Origin of the sequence: Pandoraea sp. NPDC087047, assembly GCF_044745225.1 — a bacterium.
Taxonomy (GTDB): Bacteria; Pseudomonadota; Gammaproteobacteria; order Burkholderiales; family Burkholderiaceae; genus Pandoraea.
Genome location: NZ_JBIUZU010000005.1, coordinates 295495 through 314320 on the forward strand (window position 1 = coordinate 295495; position 18826 = coordinate 314320).

17 protein-coding genes and 1 pseudogene are annotated in these 18826 nt (G+C 62.7%); 13 read left to right on the forward strand and 5 right to left on the reverse strand.

All coding sequences use genetic code 11. The features are described 5' to 3' along the window. Positions 1–119 precede the first annotated feature (119 nt). The 7 genes from ACIPHM_RS11625 to ACIPHM_RS11655 all read left to right on the forward strand — a co-directional run bounded on the left by ACIPHM_RS11625 (position 120) and on the right by ACIPHM_RS11655 (position 7416). Positions 120–575, forward strand: coding sequence for a peptidylprolyl isomerase (locus ACIPHM_RS11625; protein WP_400327942.1), 456 nt, complete (start codon positions 120–122; stop codon positions 573–575). A gap of 8 nt (positions 576–583) precedes the next feature. Further along, the gene (gene ispH, locus ACIPHM_RS11630) at positions 584–1558 is read left to right on the forward strand and encodes a 4-hydroxy-3-methylbut-2-enyl diphosphate reductase (RefSeq protein WP_400327944.1); all 975 of its coding nucleotides are present in this window, start codon (positions 584–586) and stop codon (positions 1556–1558) included. An 827-nt stretch (positions 1559–2385) separates the two neighbouring features. Further along, the gene (locus ACIPHM_RS11635) at positions 2386–3594 is read left to right on the forward strand and encodes a branched-chain amino acid ABC transporter substrate-binding protein (protein WP_400327946.1); all 1209 of its coding nucleotides are present in this window, start codon (positions 2386–2388) and stop codon (positions 3592–3594) included. Between the two features lie 211 nt (positions 3595–3805). Next, positions 3806–4756 (forward strand): branched-chain amino acid ABC transporter permease, encoded by a 951-nt coding sequence (locus ACIPHM_RS11640; RefSeq protein WP_400327948.1) that lies wholly within the window; start codon positions 3806–3808, stop codon positions 4754–4756. Positions 4757–4774: 18 nt separating this feature from the next. Beyond that, positions 4775–5908, forward strand: a complete 1134-nt coding sequence (locus tag ACIPHM_RS11645; protein ID WP_400327950.1) for an ABC transporter ATP-binding protein — start codon at positions 4775–4777, stop codon at positions 5906–5908. Positions 5909–5929: 21 nt separating this feature from the next. Beyond that, positions 5930–6703 (forward strand): ABC transporter ATP-binding protein, encoded by a 774-nt coding sequence (locus ACIPHM_RS11650; RefSeq protein ID WP_400327952.1) that lies wholly within the window; start codon positions 5930–5932, stop codon positions 6701–6703. Then, complete coding sequence (locus ACIPHM_RS11655) at positions 6703–7416, forward strand: ABC transporter ATP-binding protein (protein ID WP_400327954.1); 714 nt, start codon at positions 6703–6705, stop codon at positions 7414–7416. The genes ACIPHM_RS11650 and ACIPHM_RS11655 overlap by 1 nt, the downstream gene beginning before the upstream one ends. Before the next feature lie 117 nt (positions 7417–7533). Here the strand turns inward: ACIPHM_RS11655 and ACIPHM_RS11660 are convergent, their stop codons facing one another. The 4 genes from ACIPHM_RS11660 to ACIPHM_RS11675 all read right to left on the reverse strand — a co-directional run bounded on the left by ACIPHM_RS11660 (position 7534) and on the right by ACIPHM_RS11675 (position 11163). Next, on the reverse strand, positions 7534–8001 hold the full coding sequence (locus ACIPHM_RS11660; protein ID WP_400327956.1) for a GNAT family acetyltransferase: 468 nt from the start codon (positions 7999–8001) through the stop codon (positions 7534–7536). Next, positions 7998–8495, reverse strand: a complete 498-nt coding sequence (locus ACIPHM_RS11665) for a GNAT family N-acetyltransferase (protein ID WP_400327958.1) — start codon at positions 8493–8495, stop codon at positions 7998–8000. Before ACIPHM_RS11665 ends, ACIPHM_RS11660 begins: the two co-directional genes overlap by 4 nt. An 87-nt stretch (positions 8496–8582) precedes the next feature. Beyond that, on the reverse strand, positions 8583–9842 hold the full coding sequence (locus ACIPHM_RS11670) for an acetylornithine transaminase (protein WP_400327959.1): 1260 nt from the start codon (positions 9840–9842) through the stop codon (positions 8583–8585). Between the two features lie 286 nt (positions 9843–10128). Next, a complete protein-coding gene (locus ACIPHM_RS11675; protein ID WP_400327961.1) occupies positions 10129–11163 on the reverse strand; it encodes a CDP-6-deoxy-delta-3,4-glucoseen reductase in 1035 nt (344 codons plus the stop codon). 15 nt (positions 11164–11178) lie between these two features. Here ACIPHM_RS11675 and ACIPHM_RS11680 point away from each other — a divergent pair, with 15 nt between their 5' ends. The 4 genes and pseudogenes from ACIPHM_RS11680 (at position 11179) to ACIPHM_RS11695 (ending at position 15879) form a co-directional block, all read left to right on the forward strand. Continuing rightward, positions 11179–12234, forward strand: coding sequence for an SDR family NAD(P)-dependent oxidoreductase (locus ACIPHM_RS11680; protein ID WP_400327963.1), 1056 nt, complete (start codon positions 11179–11181; stop codon positions 12232–12234). A gap of 1226 nt (positions 12235–13460) precedes the next feature. Beyond that, positions 13461–13682 (forward strand): hypothetical protein, encoded by a 222-nt coding sequence (locus ACIPHM_RS11685; protein ID WP_400327965.1) that lies wholly within the window; start codon positions 13461–13463, stop codon positions 13680–13682. A 17-nt stretch (positions 13683–13699) separates the two neighbouring features. After that, positions 13700–14428: pseudogene (locus ACIPHM_RS11690) on the forward strand (response regulator); the annotation flags it as partial. A 113-nt stretch (positions 14429–14541) separates the two neighbouring features. Then, on the forward strand, positions 14542–15879 hold the full coding sequence (locus tag ACIPHM_RS11695; protein WP_400327967.1) for an ATP-binding protein: 1338 nt from the start codon (positions 14542–14544) through the stop codon (positions 15877–15879). A gap of 84 nt (positions 15880–15963) precedes the next feature. Here the strand turns inward: ACIPHM_RS11695 and ppk2 are convergent, their stop codons facing one another. Then, positions 15964–16884 carry a polyphosphate kinase 2 gene (gene ppk2 / locus ACIPHM_RS11700; RefSeq protein WP_400327969.1) on the reverse strand — a complete coding sequence of 307 codons (921 nt, stop codon included), beginning with the start codon at positions 16882–16884 and terminating at the stop codon, positions 15964–15966. Positions 16885–17236: 352 nt separating this feature from the next. Between ppk2 and ACIPHM_RS11705 the strand changes: the two genes are divergently transcribed. Together ACIPHM_RS11705 and ACIPHM_RS11710 are read left to right on the forward strand one after the other, a co-directional pair. Continuing rightward, a complete protein-coding gene (locus tag ACIPHM_RS11705; RefSeq protein ID WP_400327970.1) occupies positions 17237–18253 on the forward strand; it encodes a transporter in 1017 nt (338 codons plus the stop codon). A gap of 49 nt (positions 18254–18302) precedes the next feature. Beyond that, positions 18303–18566 (forward strand): hypothetical protein, encoded by a 264-nt coding sequence (locus ACIPHM_RS11710; RefSeq protein ID WP_400327971.1) that lies wholly within the window; start codon positions 18303–18305, stop codon positions 18564–18566. Positions 18567–18826 lie beyond the last annotated feature (260 nt).

An 18826-nucleotide genomic window follows, 5' to 3' on the forward strand; every position in this document is an offset into this window, starting at 1 on the left:
GTGTCGCGAATAGGAAATACAGCCGTCGATGGGAAAAAATCGGGACTGCTTTGATGGGGAGCCGGACGCGCAACGCGTCGTCGCTTACAATAATAGCTTGACCTTGCTGTGAGACCCCCATGAGTTCTGTTGCAACCCCCGTGGTTCAAGACGATTCCTATCTGACGCTCCACTACCGGATTGCCGCGCCCGACGGCGCGGACATTGTCAACACTTTCGAAGGCACACCTGCGACGTTGCAGCTCGGCGGTGGCCAGATGGCACCGACGCTGGAGCAGGCGTTGCTGGGCATGAACGTGGGGGAGCGACGCCGCATCGAGCTGGCACCGGAGCAGGCATTCGGCCCGCGCAATCCGGAACTGCTGCAACGCGTCTCGATGAAGACGCTGCAGGAGAACAGCAACTTTGGCGAAGAATATAGCGTTGGCGATCTGGTCGAGTTCAACGCGCCGAGCGGTGGCCGCTATGCGGGCATCCTGCGCGAACTGGGCGACGGCTGGGCATTGTTCGACTTCAACCATCCGCTGGCCGGCCAGCCGATCGTGTTCGAAGTCCAGATTATCGGCATTCTGTAGGAATCGAAATGAGCGCCACCCAAGTCGTAGCACCGACGCTGTCGGATGCGGAAATCCTGCTGGCACAGCCGCGCGGCTTTTGCGCGGGTGTCGACCGCGCGATTGAGATCGTCGAGCGCGCCCTCGCAATGTATGGCGCGCCGATTTACGTGCGCCACGAGATCGTGCACAACGTCTATGTCGTTGAGAACCTGCGCAAGAAGGGCGCGATTTTCATCGAGGAACTGACGGACGTGCCTTCGGGCAACACGCTGATCTTCAGCGCTCACGGTGTGTCGCAAGCGGTGCGCGCCGAAGCCGAAGCGCGCGGTCTGCGCATTTTCGATGCGACTTGCCCGCTCGTGACGAAGGTTCACGTCGAAGTCGCGAAGATGCGCGGCCAGGGGCTCGAGATCATCATGATCGGTCACAAGGGCCACCCGGAAGTCGAAGGCACGATGGGCCAGTCGGGCGAGGGGATGTTCCTCGTCGAGACGATCGAAGACGTGCTCGCGTTGCAAGTGGCGGACGAAAGCAAGCTCGCCTTCGTGACGCAGACGACGCTCTCCGTCGACGACGCCGCCGAGGTCATCAACGCGCTCAAGCAGCGTTTCCCCTCGATCACGGAACCCAAGAAGCAGGACATCTGCTACGCCACGCAGAATCGCCAGGACGCGGTGAAGTTCATGGCGCCGCAGTGCGACGTGGTCGTGGTGGTCGGCAGCCCGAACAGTTCCAATTCGAATCGTCTGCGCGAAGTTGCCGAGAAGATGGGCGTGGCGGCCTATATGGTGGATTCGCCGGATCAGCTCAAGCCGGAATGGTTCGACGGCAAGCGTCGCATCGGTGTGACGGCCGGGGCGTCGGCGCCCGAGGTGCTGGCGCAGTCGATCGTCTCGCGCCTGCGCGAACTGGGCGTCAATCAGGTCAAGGTGCTCGACGGCGTGCAGGAGAACATCGCGTTCCCGCTGCCCAAGGGCCTCGTACCGGTGGCGGCAGGCTAAGCGCCACCGCCGGTCGCAGCAGCAGGATCGAACGGCCGGCGGGCATCCCCCGCATGGCCGGCAAACCGGGTGTCGCATGATGCGGCCCCGGTTTTTTTGCGCCCTCATTTTCCCTCCGCTCCGGTACCAGCCCGCGCGCCAAGCCCCCGCATCCCTCACGTCTCCCTCGTTCCCCGCACCCCCGCACCCCCGCACCCCCGCACCCCCGCACCCCCGAAGCTCCCTCGCAGGCCCGCTACGAAAAACCTACGTCGGTCCCGGGGTTTCACCGTATCCCGTTCGTGAGACGTCCACGCTCATTAGGAGAAACGTGATGCGGCGTTTTCGTACCGGTGGCCTGAATTTCGCAAAACCCCCGCACACAATATTTGGTGAGTTTTAACGTCTCGTCAGCCAAAACCGAATGACGTAATGGCTAATTCAACAAATACAGAATTATCAAAAGAAAATGACGTCCGGTTTTCCGGAATCTAATTATTTATATGTCTGCTTAATTAGAAAAGGCGTTCCAAACTCAATGGGCATGCTAATTGCTTATTAGATTGATATGGCATCCGGTCCCATAAGTGGTGCATCGGTTGCACCATAAGGCCGCCCGGGAAGCTGCGCCTGGGTGCGTAAAACAATTCACAAACGCGGGGTTGCGCTTTTGAAAAAATAGGGTTGCACAAGTCGGTATAAAACCTTAGTCCTCCATTATGGAAAACCCTGTGGCGGCGGGCGTCGCAGCCGCAAAGAATGGAGTTACAATGCGCGCGTTTCGCATACGAAACATCGATTTGGCGTTATTGGCGTTATTAAATCGCCGACAATCAGGAGATAATCACATGCAACTCAAGTTCGCGAAGGTACTGCCCGTAGTCGCCGCAGTGACGCTGTTGGCGGCATGCGGTCAGAAGGAAGAAAAGCAGGCCGATTCGGGTGCGGCTTCTGCACCTGCCGCGACGACTGCCGCCAGCGGTGGCGGCGATGCAGTTGTCATCAAGATTGGTCACGTTGCACCATTGACGGGCCAGATTGCTCACTTGGGCAAAGATAACGAAAACGGTGCACGCCTCGCCATCGAAGAAGCCAACAAGGCCGGTCTGACCATTGACGGCAAGCCGGTCAAACTGGAACTGGTGGCAGAAGACGACGCTGCCGATCCGAAGACCGCGACCCAGGTGGCGCAGAAACTCGTCGACGAGAAGGTCGTTGCCGTGGTGGGCCACTTGAACTCGGGTACGACGATTCCGGCATCGAAGATCTATAGCGATGCGGGCATTGTGCAAATCTCCCCGTCGGCAACCAACCCGGCTTACACCCTGCAGGGCTTCAAGACGGCCTACCGTGTGGTTGCCACCGATGCCCAGCAGGGTCCGGCACTGGCCAACTACGCGACCAAGGCGCTGGGTGCCAAGTCGGTGGCCATCGTCGACGACGCCACAGCCTACGGCAAGGGCTTGGCCGACGAGTTCGAGAAGACCGCCAAGGCCAATGGCCTGAAGGTACTCTCGCACGACGCGACCAACGACAAGGCCACGGACTTCCGCGCGATTCTGACGAAGATCAAGGGTGAGCGTCCGGACATCATCATGTACGGCGGTATGGATGCCACCGGCGGCCCGTTCGCCAAGCAGTCGAAGGAACTGGGTATCGGTGCCAAGGTGCTGGCCGGCGACGGCGTGTGTACCGACAAGGTGGCCGAACTCGCTGGCGACGCCATCGACAACATCGTCTGCTCGGAAGCGGGCATGGCGCTGTCGAAGATGGAAGGCGGCGAGGACTTCTCGAAGCGTTACGAAGCCCGTTTCAACCAGCCGATCCAGATCTACGCCCCGTTCACCTATGACGCCGTCAACGTGATCATCGATGCGATGAAGCGTGCCAACTCGACCGATCCCGCCAAGATCCTGGCAGCCATGCCGGCCACGGATTACAAGGGCGTCATCGGCCACATCGCCTTCGACAGCAAGGGCGACATGAAGGAGCCGGTGATCACGCTCTACAACTACAAGGACAAGAAGAAGAGCGTGCTCGACGTGGTGAAGATGTAACTCCCGGGCGCTTGCGCCATGAAACGGCACCGTTGCCTACCCGTTCGGTGCCGTCTCGATATCTGCGGAAAGACGCCGTGCCTGCATGACGGGCACGGCCCCCCTCCTGACACAGGATTACGCCTCATAACCCGCAGTTCTCTCGGCCCCCTCGCGCGCCCTATCGGGCTAGCGTGTCGAGAGCCCGTTCCCGGGACAAGGAGTTAGCTTCATGGATATTTTTATCCAACAAATCTTGAACGGCCTCGTGCTTGGCAGCGTCTACGCGATCATTGCACTGGGCTATACGATGGTCTACGGCATTCTGGGCATCATCAACTTTGCCCATGCCGACGTCATGATGATCGGCGCGATGGTCGCGCTGTCCACCATCAACCTGCTGTTGAAAGTCGCGCCGAACATGCATCCGGCGCTCATGCTGGCCATCGCCACGCTCGTGTGCATGCCCACCTGCGCGCTGGTCAATTTCGTGATCGAGCGCGTGGCCTACCGGCCGTTGCGCAACGCGCCGCGTCTGGCGCCGCTCATCACCGCCATCGGCGTGTCGCTGCTGCTGCAGACGATCGCCATGCTGATCTGGTCGCGTAACCCCCTCTCGTTCCCGCAACTGCTGCCCACCGACGCCATGAACGTGATTCCGCCGCGCGGTGATCATCCGGGCGCCGTGACCAACGGTACCGGCATCGTGATCGTGGTCGTCGCTTTCCTCGTGATGTTCGGCCTCACGCAGCTCGTCAATCGGACCAAACTGGGCCGCGCCATGCGCGCGACGGCGGAGAACCGCAACGTCGCCGGTCTCATGGGCGTGAACCCCAACTTCGTGATCTCCGCTACCTTCGCGCTGGGCGGAGCACTCGCGGCACTCGCGGGCGTGATGATGGCGTCGAACTACGGCAATGCGCACTTCTACATGGGCTTCATCCCCGGCATGAAGGCATTCACCGCGGCGGTGCTCGGCGGTATCGGCAACCTGCAGGGCGCGATGGTCGGCGGCGTGCTGCTGGGCCTGATCGAAGCGCTGGGCGCGGGCTATATCGGCGATCTGACCGGTGGCGTGTTCGGCAGTAACTATCAGGACGTGTTCGCTTTCATCGTGCTGATCGTGGTTCTCGTGTTCCGTCCGAGCGGTCTGCTCGGCGAGCGCGTGGCCGATCGTGCCTAAGCGGGGAGGAGTCACACCATGAATCAACCCGTGCAAACCTCCACGCCAGCCACGCCGATCTCGGCGGCGGCGGCCACCCGCAAGGCCTATCGTGGTCTTGCGATCTTCCTGATCGGCGCCATCGTCGCCCCGGTGCTCGTGGGCTACGCCGGCGGCAACTACTGGGTGCGCGTGCTTGACTTCGCGCTGCTCTACATCATGCTCGCGTTGGGCCTGAACATCGTGGTGGGCTTCGCCGGCCTGCTCGATCTGGGCTACATCGCGTTCTATGCCGTGGGCGCGTACGTCACCGCGTTTCTGAGCTCGCCTCACCTCACGACACAGTTCGAGTGGATCGCGCATCTGTTCCCCGGCGGGCTGCACGTGCCCGTGTGGTTCACGATACCGATCGGGGCGGCGGTCGCGGCCATGTTCGGCATTCTGCTCGGTGCGCCGACGCTGCGTCTGCGCGGCGACTACCTGGCCATCGTGACGTTGGGCTTCGGCGAGATCATCCGTATCTTCATGAACAACCTCGACCGGCCGGTGAACATCACCAACGGCCCGAAGGGGATCACCGGCATCCAGCCCGCGTCGCTGTTCGGCTTCGACTTCTCGAAGGCGCACAACTTCTTCGGGATCCAGGTCAGCTCGGTGTACATGTACTACTACCTGTTCGTGTTCCTGGCGTTGCTCATCGCGTTCATCTGCGTGCGCTTGCAGCACTCGCGCATCGGACGCGCCTGGGTTGCCATCCGCGAAGACGAAATCGCTGCCAAGGCGATGGGCATCAACACGCGCAACATCAAACTGCTCGCGTTCGCGATGGGCGCCTCGTTTGGTGGTGTGGCGGGCGGCATGTTCTCCGCATTCCAGGGCTTCGTCTCGCCCGAGTCGTTCACCTTCTGGGAGTCGATCGTCGTGCTCTCGATGGTGGTGCTCGGCGGTATGGGGCACATTCCGGGCGTGATTCTGGGTGGTGTGCTGCTCTCGGCGTTCCCCGAGATCCTGCGCTCGACCATGGGCCCGTTGCAGATGAAGTTGTTCGGTAACGTCATCGTTGATCCCGAAGTGATCCGGCAGTTGCTGTACGGTCTGGCCATGATTCTGATCATGCTGTACCGTCCGGCCGGCCTGTGGCCGTCGCCGCGTCCGGAAGAGCGGACTCTGTAAGCCGAGGGAGATGACCTGAATATGAGCGAACAAATTCTTCTGTCCGTCAAGGGCGTGAACAAGCGCTTCGGCGGTCTGCAGGCCCTCACCGACGTGGGCCTGGAGATCAAGCCGGGGCAGATTTACGGGCTGATCGGCCCGAACGGCGCCGGCAAGACCACGTTCTTCAACGTGATCACCGGTCTCTACACGCCGGACTCCGGCGAATTCAAGCTCGACGGCTCGGCCTACAAGCCGACCGCCGTGCACGAAGTCGCCAAGGCAGGCATTGCGCGTACGTTCCAGAACATTCGTCTGTTTGGCGGCATGACCGTCATCGAGAACGTGATGGTCGGACGCCACGTGCGCACGAAGATGGGCGTGATCGGCGCCATCGTCCGGTATCCGGGGGCGAAGGCCGAGGAGCGCGCCATTCGCGATCGTGCGATGGAGTTGCTCGAATACGTGGGTGTGGCCAAGTACGCCAATTACACCGCGGCGAACCTCTCGTACGGCCACCAGCGCCGTCTGGAGATTGCGCGGGCGCTCGCGACCGATCCGAAGCTGCTGGCGCTGGACGAACCAGCCGCCGGCATGAACGCCACCGAGAAAGTCGAACTGCGCGGTTTGCTCGACAAGATCCGTGGCGACGGCCGCACGATCCTGCTCATCGAGCACGACGTGAAGCTGGTGATGGGCTTGTGCAACCGCATGACCGTGCTCGATTACGGCAAAGTGATTGCCGAAGGTTTGCCGCAGGACGTGCAGAAAAATCCGGCGGTGATTGAAGCGTATCTCGGTGCAGGAGGCCATTGATGAACGCAATGTTGACGATCAAGGGCCTGAAAGTCGCGTACGGCGGGATCAAGGCGGTCAAGGGGATCGACCTGAGCATCCAGCCGGGCGAGCTGGTCACGCTAATCGGCGCGAACGGTGCGGGCAAGACGACCACCATGAAGGCGATCACGGGCTTGTTGCCGTGGGCCGATGGCGACATTGAGTATCTGGGCAAATCGATTCGCGGCGTGAAGGCGTTCGACTTGCTCAAGCAGGGGCTCGCCATGGTGCCGGAGGGACGCGGCATCTTCACGCGCATGACCATCCTCGAGAACATGCAGATGGGGGCGTATCTGCGCAACGACACTGCGGGCATCAAGCAGGACGTCGAGAAGATGTTCGGCATTTTCCCGCGTCTGAAAGAGCGCAAGGATCAGCTTGCCGGCACGTTGTCGGGGGGCGAGCAGCAGATGCTGGCCATGGCGCGTGCGCTGATGAGCCAACCCAAGCTGTTGCTGCTCGACGAGCCGTCGATGGGCCTCTCGCCGATCATGGTCGAGAAGATCTTCGAGGTCGTGCGTACGGTGTCCGGCGAGGGCGTGACGGTGCTGCTCGTGGAGCAGAACGCGCGTCTGGCGCTGCAAGCCGCGCACCGTGGCTACGTGATGGACAGCGGACTCGTCACCATGACCGGCGACGCGAAAGACATGCTCGACGATCCGAAGGTGCGTGCCGCGTATCTTGGGGAGTGAGTGGGGGAGTGAGCGCGATCGACTGACTTGCCTCTGCGTCAGTCGATCAGCAAAGGGCGCCGAAGGCAACTTCGGCGCCCTTTGTGCTTGATGGTGCACGCTGCGGCGAATGGCGGGCTACTGCGCCATTGCTGCGAGCGGCAGCCGCTTGCCGAGGCTCACGACATCGTCCGCGGCATAACCGTGCGCGTTGTAGAACGCCAGTGCTTCGCGCGATTTCGTGAGCACTTGCAGATTGAGCTTCAGGCAGCCGCGCTGCGCCAGCGCGATTTCCGCGTGATGCAGAAGGGCGCTGGCCACGCCGCGACGCCGCAGCGCGTGCGTCACCGCCAGTGAATAGACCCAGCCGCGGTGGCCGTCGTATCCGGCCATCACCGTGCCGACGATCTTTGCGTCGCGCACGGCGACGAAAAACAGGCCATCGCGCATCGCGACCTTGTTCGCAATCGAGCGACGCGGCTCACGATGCGGTTTGTCCGACGCGTTGTACTCCGGAAACGCTTCGCGCCAGAGTGCCAGCACGGCGTCGGTATCCGGCTCGTCGAACGTACGGATGTGAATGTCGAGGGGCGTGGGGGCGATCATGGTGCTTCCTGTTTGCCGGTGTAGATATCGGGCCGATGGATCTGCATCATCTTGTTCACGGGGCCGAGCGGCTCGAAGCCGTACCGCGAATAGAGGCTGGCGGCGTCGGTGGTCGCGAGCAGGAAGCGGCGCAGCCCTTGCAGGGCGGGGTGCGCGAGCACGTCCTCACACAGGCGCTTGCCGATGCCGAGTCCGCGCATCGACGGTTCGACGAACACGTCGGCCAGGTATGCGAACGTCGCGTGATCCGTAATCACACGTGCGAAACCTACCTGACGCGCTACACCGCCCTCGACTTGCGTGACATACGCGCCAAAGCAAAGCGAGTGGCTGATCGCGCGCAACAGCGTGTTGCGCGGAATGTCTTGCGCCCAATGCGTTTGCGTCGAGAGGGCGTGATGGATGAAGCCGATGTCGAGCCGTGCCGGATCGGATGAAATTTCGACGATGGCGTCGGCGGGCGGTGTCGGGTGCCCCTGGCTCAGGTCGTTCATCGATGGGTTCTCCTATGGGGGTGTTCGACGTGCCCGCCTGCGTGGCATTCGGGCGGGCACGTGCATTGATGACGTCAATCGTTACGCTCAGACGTGCTTCGCCAGCAGCGTATCGAGCATCGCCAGCATCTGATCGATCTCCTCGCGGCTCACATTCAGCGCGGGCATGAAGCGCAGCAGGTTCGGGCGTGCCGAGTTCAGCAGCAGGCCGTCTGGCGTCATGTCGCGTGCGGCTTCCACCAGTTGCGGCCCGATATCGCGACCGAGCAGCAATGCGCGCAGCAGGCCGGCGCCGCGCTCGCCCTCGCCGCCGTACTTCGACGACAGATGCTGCAACCCCGAGCTCAGATAGTCCGCCTGAGCGCGCACGAATTCGAGGAAGCCCGGCGAGCTTACCGTGCGCATTACTGCGAGGCCGACCGCGCACATCAGCGGATTGCCGTTGTACGTGCCGCCTTGATCGCCGGGTTGGAAGACGGCGAACTCGTCGCCGCAGAGCATTGCCGCGAGCGGCACACCGCCGCCGATGCCTTTGCCGAGCGTCATGATGTCCGGAACGATGCCCGCTTGCTGATGCGAGAACAGCGTGCCCGTGCGCCCGCAGCCCGTTTGTACCTCATCCACGATCAGCAGCAGCCCGCGCGCCTTCGTGAGCTCACGCAGGGCCTTCATGAACGCGTCCGTGGCGGGCACCACACCGGCTTCGCCCTGAATCGGCTCGAGCATAACGGCAACCGTGTCCGGGCCGATAAGCGCTTCGACCGAGGCGATATCGTTGAACTCAGCTTTCGGGAAGCCCGGCACTTGTGGGGCGAAGATTGTGTCCCAGCCCGGTTTGCCGCTCGCGGACATCGTGGCGAGCGTACGGCCGTGGAAAGCATTCTTGAACGTGATGATCTCGAAGCGCGCACCGCCGGCGCTGTTCGGGTGCAACTGCCCCCACTTGCGCGCGAGCTTGATCGCGCTCTCATTGGCTTCGGCGCCGCTGTTGGCGAAAAAGACCTTGCCGAGCCCGGAGCGCTTTGCGAGCAGATCGGCCAGTTCGATCATCGGCACGTTGTAATACGCCGGGCTTGGGTTGAGCAGCAGCGAGCCTTGCGTGGCGAGGGCGTCGCGCATGACCGGGTGGCAGTGGCCGAGGCTGTTGACGGCCCAGCCCTGGATGAAATCGAGATATCGCTTGCCTTCGTGGTCGTACAGCCAGCCGCCCTTGCCGTGCGTGAACACCAGTTCCGGGCGCGAAGTAATGGGCAGCAACGCCTGCGTGGCGAATTCGGCAAACTTCGCGTTGCGAGCCGCCTTGGGGGCGCTGGAAGATTGGGCTGCGGACGATTTGGCAAGCGACATGACGGTCTCCGAAGGGCAAAAGTGGACGAGACGAGGGAATAAAAAAAGCCACGGGGGTTACCCGTGGCTTCGCTGTGCTTGAGAACTTGCGTGTTATCGCAGTCGATAGCGTGCCGCGCGGCATCCCGGTTGGGGCAGCGTGCGGCGACGTCGGATCGAGGCGATGGCAATCAGGTTCATGTCGGCAAGCATAAGACGGTGACGCGGCGCTTGTCAAAGGGAATGCAAACATTGTGGTTTGCGTGCATCTTTTGCGCATCCCTGCGACATCGCGTTCATCGCCGTGTCATTGGCCCCCGCCGGGGTTATCCGCTTCCGTCGTGAAGGCGTCGGCAAAGAAAGCGTCTTCCGGCAGGTGGTGATGGGCGACGAAATCGCGATGGGCCGATTCCACCATCACCGGTGCGCCGCATGCGTAGACCTCATAGCCCGACATATCTGGCAGGTCGTCCGCCACGGCGCGGTGTACGAAGCCCGTGCGGCCTTGCCACTCGTCTTGCGGCGCGGCGTCCGAGAGCACCGGCACAAAGCGAAAGCCCGGGATCTCGCGTGCCCACTGCTCTGCCAGCTCGCGCATATAAACGTCCTTCAACTGGCGCGCGCCCCAATAGAGCGTCATCGGACGCTTCAGCCCCTTGTGCGCGGCGTGTTCCACGATCGCCTTGATCGGTGCGAACCCCGTACCCGAGGCGAGCAACACGATTGGCTTTTCAGAATCTTCGCGCAGGAAAAACGTGCCGAGCGGCCCTTCGAAACGCAGGATCTCGCGCTCCTTCATGTTGTTGAACACGTGATCCGTGAACACACCGCCGGGCATATGACGCAGATGAAGTTCGATGAAACCTTCCTCATGCGGCGCCGTCGCCATCGAATAACTGCGGCGCCTGCCGTCCTTCAGGATGAACTCGATGTACTGCCCGGCGAGATACTGAAAACGTTCATTGGCCGGCAATTGCAGACGCATCACGATCACATCGTCTGCGCGGCGCTCCAGCGCATTCACGCGGCAGGGCAGGCGTTTCACCGGAATATCCCCGAAGCCTTTGACCTCACGCGACTCGATCGTCAGATTGCCCTTCGCGTGGGCGCAACACAGGAGGGCGAAGCCACGCGTTTCTTCATCCTTCGTGAGTGCCGAGCCCGAGTGAGCCCCGTGTTCCACGCTGCCTTCCACCACCTTCGCCTTACATGAACCGCAACCGCCGTTCTTGCAACCGTAGGGCAGACCGATGCCTTGGCGAAGCGCTGCGGAGAGCACCGCCTCGCCGTCTTCGACCTGGAACTCGCGCCCGCTCGGCACGAGGGAAACGTTGTAAGCCATACTACAATCCGAAAAATGAAAAATCCGTCCAAACCTCTCGGTCGCCCGCGCCTGCTGGTGGTGGGCTGCGGCGACGTTGGCATGCGCGCCCTGCCGGCCCTCGTCAAACGCTTTCGTGTCTTTGCCGTGACGTCCAGCGATGCGCGTCATGCGGCATTGCGTTCAGCGGGCGCGGTGCCCGTAATTGCCAATCTGGACGACATGGCGAGCTTGCATCGCATCGGGCGTCTTGCCCCGCGGGTGCTGCATCTGGCGCCGCCCGCCGCCGTTTCCGGCAGTGGCACACAGGACCTGCGAACACGTCGTTTGCGCGCTGCGCTGAGCCGGCCGTCGAAGCCCGATATTGTACCCGAGGGGGGGCATCGCGCCTTGTCACGCCTGCCTCGCCGGATTCTCGTCTATGCGAGTACCAGTGGGGTTTACGGTGACTGTGGCGGGGCGTATGTCGATGAGACCCGTACGCCGCAGCCGCGTTCGCCGCGCGGCCAGCGCCGGGTCGATGCCGAGCGCACCGTGCGCAAACTCGGCCGTCCTTCCTTCCACGCTCGCACCTTGCGCCGAGTGCTCGCCACTGGCGCGGCGCGCACACGTGTGCCGCAGCCACCTGGCGCGCGAGCCCCATGGCGTCGTACCGAACGGGCACGGGTATTGTGGCGAGCGTCCATAGTGCGGATTCCCGGCATATACGCGGCGGACCGCTTGCCGCTCGCGCGTTTGCAGAAGGGCACGCCTGCGTTACAGGCGTCTGACGACGTCTTCACCAACCACGTCCATGCCGACGACCTCGCTGCCATCCTGATACGGGCCATGTGGCGGGGCAAGGCACAGCGAGTCGTGCATGCGAGCGACGACACTGAGTGGCGCATGGGCGAATACTTCGACCGTGTGGCCGACGCGCTTGGCCTGCCGAGGCCGCCGCGCATCTCGCGCGACCAGGCCGGGGGGGTATTAGAGCCGACGTTGCTTTCCTTCATGTCAGAGTCGCGACGCCTTGCCAACACACGTCTCAAGCGCGAGTTGGCCTACCGTCTGAAATACCCCAACGTGGCGACCCTGTTAGCCAAGCTTTAGCCACGAGCGTCCCCATCCACGTCACGGCCCAACCCGAAGCGGCCAGAACGTTATCAAACCCGTCATCAAACGTCGTTGCCCGGCAAGTTGCCGGGCGCATTGACGCGCCTGCGCATTACGTCGATCGGATCGGGATATGACCGAGCCACATTGCGGCGTATGGCGTTGGCGATTCGCTTGGAGAGAAGTTGAGAGGCGGAACTATGAAAAAAAGACCCCGCACGCGACACCGAATCGTGTGCGGGGTGGGAAAAGCCATCCCGAGCCATAGGGGGGAACGCCGCGGGACGGCGGGGGGCAATCGTTGTGGTGAGGGGGCGGAACAGAGGCGATCCTAAACAAATGCGGGGGGCCAAACTGTTTTCAGTTGTAGGGAGTTTGTGAACAGAGTTGACCGGAAAAAGGAGAGGAAAAAGGGGGGGAAAGAGAGGGGTGACGAGGGGGGATGAGAGGAGGGTGGGAGAAGTGGGTGAGGCGGGAAGAGGTACTGGGAGTGTGTGAGCGACGACACGGCCGTCCCGCAGCAGTTGCGGAGCACGTGCGGGGCGGATGTGGCGTCGCGATGGTGCTGGATGAGAGCGGTGTCGACGGGGCGGAGGGGGGGGCGAGTGGTGGGGGCGGTTGGGGTACGGGCGGTGTCGGTTGAAGCGCTGGGGGAGAGGAGGGAGACGTGCCGGGGCCCCTTTCTGCGGCGAGTTGGGTTGATGTCTGAGCGGCGGAAAGGGGCTCCGGCGCGTCAGGGGAGTGGTGTTGGGGGAGGGAGGAGGGAGGAGGCAGAGGAAATGTGGAGAGGGGGATGTCGGTTGGTAAAGGGGGGGGGAGGGTTGGGGTGTGGGGAGGCGGGAAAGGCGCGTCGGCTAAGGTTGAGCGGAGAAATGGTGGTGTGGGCGGAGCGTTGTCGAGGTGGGGAGTGGGTGGCTGCACAGTGTGAAGATTGCGGGGCTGATGATCGTTGCTGAGCTGGGAGAGGGCGACGGAGCCGACATGGCGGTGACGTCAGGCGGACGCCAGGTTGGCTATAATTTCGCGTTATGTCGCCCAACGTCGCCTAAATTTTATTTTTCGGGCCCTTCGTCTGGCGATAGGGCACCGTCGAGTCACAAGTGCGCCTTACCAATCCTTTCTGAAATAAGGATTAGGTGCCATTCTGTTGGATGCTTCGGCCAACATCGGACTGGACGGGCGCGCAAACTGCGGTGTATCTCGTCACAGAGGGAGCACAAAGCATGGCCATCACCATTGGTTCGCCGGAAGCGGCGATGCATCGGGCCTGGCGCTTGCCGGGACAAGGATCTGCGTCAACCATCGGCACGCACCGCTCGTCGCAGGGGGCGGATCGATATTCCAACGCGTTGCGGGCGCTCTCCAGCACCCCGGAGACACCGTCCGTGACGCAAGACGATGCTGTGAAACTGTCGAAAAACGCGACCGCACCGCGCGAAATCTAAATTACCGAGAAATATTCATGAGTCTGCATGTTCTACTGGTCGACGACGATCCTGTCGTGCGTGACCTATTGCGCGAATTGCTGCACGCCAACGGCATGCAGGTCTCGGTACTTCACAACGGTGCGTCGCTGCTGCGCCGGCTCGAGCTCGAACGGCCGTCCGTCATTTTGCTCGACATCATGATGCCCGAGCGGGACGGCCTGCGCGCGTTGCAAGACCTGCGTGCGGCTGGCGAAGACATCCCCGTTATCATGCTGTCTGCTCGCGGCGGTCCGCTCGACCGTGCGCTCGGTCTCGAACTCGGTGCCGACGACTACCTCGCAAAGCCGTTCGACCCGCGCGAACTGCTCGCCCGCATTCATGCCGTGCTGCGCCGTCGCGGCCCCGTGGCCGCCAGCGCGCCCGATGCCCGCGCGCCCTACCGCTTCGGCCCCTTCGAGCTCGACTACACCCTGCGCACCCTCCAGCGCGAGGGCGAGCGCCTGCCGCTGCGCGATACCGAATTCGCCATGCTCAAGGCGTTCACCCAGCATCCCATGCAAGTCCTCCCGCGCGTCAAACTGCACGCCATGCTTTACGGCGACGGCATCGCATTTCGCGATCGCAGCCTCGACGTCCCCGTGTGGCGCCTGCGACGCCTCATTGAAACCGACCCGTCCGAGCCGCGCTACATCCAGACCATTCGTGGCAAAGGCTACGTCTTCGTGCCCGGCGGCGAACTGTCCGAAGGTGCCACCTCCGACGCTCGCCCGCGCCCCAGTGCAGTCAGTGGCAACGATGACGATGGCCTGACACTTGCGTCCACCGCACCCGCATCGGTGGGCAAGCGTGCCGTGCGTGGCTGGCGGGAGTCCGTTGCGTGAACGTGCGTTGGCTGCTGCGCGACACCCTGTTCGCGCGCATGGCATGGCTGGGCATTGCCGTCTTGCTCGTCATGCACCTCGTGTGGAGCGCGCTCGTGTTCTACCAGCGCCCTCGCCAGCAGGTCGACGGCTTTGCCCGGGGGTTGCTCGTCGCCATTCAGAGCGTCGATCAGCGAGCTGTCGATCCTGGCAGCCTCGCACCGCCTCATGGCCTGCGCCGCGTGCCCATTGCGCAGGCGCCTGTCTTTGCCGACGACAACGACGACGAGCGCGGCGCCCGCCTGCGTCACGAACTGCTCTCGCGACTGCCGCCCGGCACCCAGATGCACATCGTCAGCGATCGCAAACACGGCAACATCTGGGTGTTGCTGCCGCAGCGTAACGAATGGATCGTCATGGGCCTCGACCTGCCGCCCATGCCGCCCTTCCTACGCGAGACCCTCGGCATTCTGATCGGCGCCGTGCTGCTCGCCTTGCTCGTGGCGTGGCAGATGCAGCGGCCCATCGCGCGCCTCGCGCATGCCGCGCGCGTTATCGGCCGCGGCCGTCGTCCCGCCTTGTTGCCCGAACAGGGACCGCACGAGTTGCGCGACCTCACCCACGCCTTCAACGACATGGCCAAGCGGCTGGCCGAAGCGGAAGACAACCAGGCCATCATGCTCGCGGGCATTGCCCATGACCTCAAATCGCCGCTCACCCGCTTGCGGCTGCGCGCCGATCTCATCGACAACGATAATTCGCGCGACGGCTTCGTACGCGACATCTCGTCCATCGACCACATCGTCCAGCAGTTTCTCGCCTATGCGCGCGACGAACCCGATACCAGCCCGCTGGTGAGCGTTGACGCATTCCTGCGCGAACAATTTCCGGCAGACGAAGAAAGCCCGGGAGACGGCGCCATCGCGCGCGTCGAGCCCGATGACGACGCCTCCCTGTTCGTTTGCCACCTTCGCGCCGGACCCGACTTCCTGCTGCCGCGCACCCTGCTCGATCGCGTCATGTCCAACCTCGTCGACAACGCGCTCGAACACGGCGAGCCCACCGTACGCCTGGCAACGTGGCGCGACGGCGAGACCGGATGCATCGAAGTCAGCGATTGCGGGAAGGGGATACCGGACGACCAGGTGGCGCTGGCCATGCGCCCGTTCGTGCGGCTCGACGCCTCACGCGGGGGCGAAGGTCACTGCGGACTCGGGCTGTCGCTCGTCGTCAGGCTGGTAGAAGGGCTGGGAGGTGCTGTGCGCCTCGATCAATCGCCGGGCGGCGGACTGCGTGTGACGCTGCGCTTGCCGGCGACCCCGGCGGCCGAACTCACCGGTGTACAGACCGCCTAGCTCGCAGCACTTGCCAAATAGCGATACCTGCTGACGGCCCGGGCGTTGCCAGGCAAGCCCGGGCCATCGTCATTCAGGCGACGATCAGTAAATCTCCGGCACGATCATCCCCGACGGCACCGGGTGACGCATGTAATCGTCGCTGCGCGCGCGCTCCGGCAACACCACTTGCGAGCGCTCCACGTCGTGATACGGCACCTGCGAGAGCAGATGGTGAATGCAGTTCAGACGCGCGCGCTTCTTGTCGTCCGCCTGCACCACCCACCACGGCGCTTCCGGAATGTGCGTGCGCTCCAGCATCACCTCCTTCGCAACCGTGTACTTCTCCCAGCGCGTACGGCTCTCCAGGTCCATCGGGCTGAGCTTCCACTGCTTGAGCGGATCCTGAATCCGCGCAAGGAAGCGAGCCTCCTGCTCCTCGTCCGAAATCGAGAACCAATACTTCACGATCTGGATGCCGCTGCGCACCAGCATCTTCTCGAACTCCGGCACCGAGCGGAAAAACTCCTCGTACTCGTTCTGCGTGCAGAAGCCCATCACATGCTCCACACCCGCGCGGTTGTACCAGCTACGGTCGAACAGCACGATCTCGCCCGCGGCGGGCAGATGCTGGACATAACGCTGGAAATACCACTGCGTACGTTCGCGATCGTTAGGGGCGGGCAGCGCGGCAACGCGGCACACCCGAGGGTTCAGACGCTGCGTAATACGCTTGATCGCGCCGCCCTTGCCGGCGGCGTCGCGGCCTTCGAAAATCACCACGAGGCGGTGACGGCTGCGAATCACCCAGTCCTGCAACTTGACGAGCTCACCTTGCAGACGGAACAGATCGCGGAAATAGTGCAGACGGTCGTCGCGGGCTTCGGTGCTCAGATCGTTCAGGCCGGGCAGACGAAGATCGTCGATCTCCATCTCGATCTCTTCATCGTAGCTGTCGATCAGGTCATCTTGGAGACGACGCGCGAGCATGGCGTCGTGGTCGGCGTCGGAATCGAATTTTGTCATGGCGACGATCTCTTACGGCCAGAAAACACAAAAGGCACCCGTACGGCCTGGGTGACGGCGAGCGCTCAAATGGCGCGCCCGATGGCGAATCTGAGTATGCGACGATTTTATGACACCAACATGGCGTTGACGAGTGCCGCACCGCCGAGTTCCCGCCAGTGCCCCGCCGGACGGTGCATGGCGCGTGCATGATGCCGCTTCGTCCGCGAAAAATGACGCGAGGCAGGCATTCGTGGGGAGTCCTGATTGTCACAAAAATGAAATATGACATTGTCATGATGGTCAGTCCCGCCATGTCCTGGTGCGGTTCCACCGGTTCCTCTCAGCCCACGTTTTCCCAGATATCGCGCGCATGTTCGCCGACCTAGTTCACAACGCTTATGGCTGCGATCAGGCGGGCCTGATCTACGGCTATCGCTTTACCGACGGCGCGCCCCCCGAACCCATCGATTCGGGCGAGGCACTCGCGTGGATAGCGCAGGGCGCGCGCGCGGAGGGCTTCCTCTGGCTGCATTTCAACTTCGCGCACGCGTCGTGCGAAAAGTGGCTCAAGCAGCACATGCATCTGCCGGACGAATTCCACGAGAGCCTGGGTGAAGGGTCGCGTTCCACGCGCATCGAACACGCTGACGACTGGCTGCTTGCTGTCATCAACGACGTCATTTTCGCATTCGACATTGCGCAGTCCGAAATTTCGACGCTGCGTGTGGCCGCCAATGCGCGTCTGCTCGTGACCGGGCGGGTAAAGCCGCTGCACTCCATCGACAAGTTGCGCGCGTCGGTCAAACGCGGCGACGCCTTTCGCTCACCGCTCGCGCTGCTCGTGCATCTGCTGCGCGATCAGGCCGATGTGCTGGAGCGCATCGCGCGCGAGACCAGCCGTCGCGTGGATACCGTCGAGGATCGCCTGTTGCAGCAGCGTATCGAGAGCAATCGCGCCGATCTTGGTTCCTTGCGACGCGTGCTGGTGCGCTTGCAGCGCCTGCTCGCGCCGGAACCGGCAGCGCTCTTTCGACTGCTGAGCCGCCCGCCTGTGTGGGGGCATGCCGAAGACGTTCAGGAATTCCGGCAGGCAACCGAAGAGTTCGCCGTCGTGCTCAACGACCTGTCGGCGTTGCTTGAGCGGATCAAGCTGCTTCAGGAAGAAATCGGCGCGATGGTCAGCGAGCGCACCGATCGCACCATCTACACGCTGACCGTCGTGACCGTGCTCGCGCTGCCCATCAACATCGTGGCGGGCTTCTTCGGGATGAACGTCGGCGGCATTCCGCTGGCCGATCATCCGCATGGCTTCTGGGTGATGGTCGCCATCGTGGCGACGGGCACCGCCGTCGCCGGTACGTGGGCGTTCCGGCGGCGGCCCGACTGACCTGCCGGAACGCAGCCGATCATCGGCGCACAGTCAGTGCCAGATCTTCATGAACAGCGTGGCGATCTCCACCATCCCCGCCCCGCCAATACGCGCCGAGAATGAACAGCGTGCACGCGAGCAACAAGCCGTGCCCCATCAGGCGAAGATCCAGCGCAGGCTCGACAGTCTGCCCCTCGATTGGTCACTCCCGGCGGCCGATATTTACGCCATTTACCCGGAGCGTCTTAATCTGTCGGCCAAGGTGCGGATCTTTGTCGAATTCATGGAGCGGTATCTGGCGCGTGAATTGAATCGCGACAGCGCTGGATGACACCAGACAGGAATCGTTCGTATTTGAAACGATTGCATGCAAATCATGGCGTCAAATCTAGCCTTCAAACGATCGTATGGAAAGGTGATGGGTGCCCGAGATGCCAGGCTGCCGGGGCCATTCCCGGTGGTGCAGCGTGGGATAGATGTTAATTAACTTTGGCTGGTCTTTACCGGCGGTATGATTTGTATAACGAATAAAACGGCAGGCATGATGCATAGTCTTGCCCTTATAATCCGCTGAATCGGATGCCGATTCTC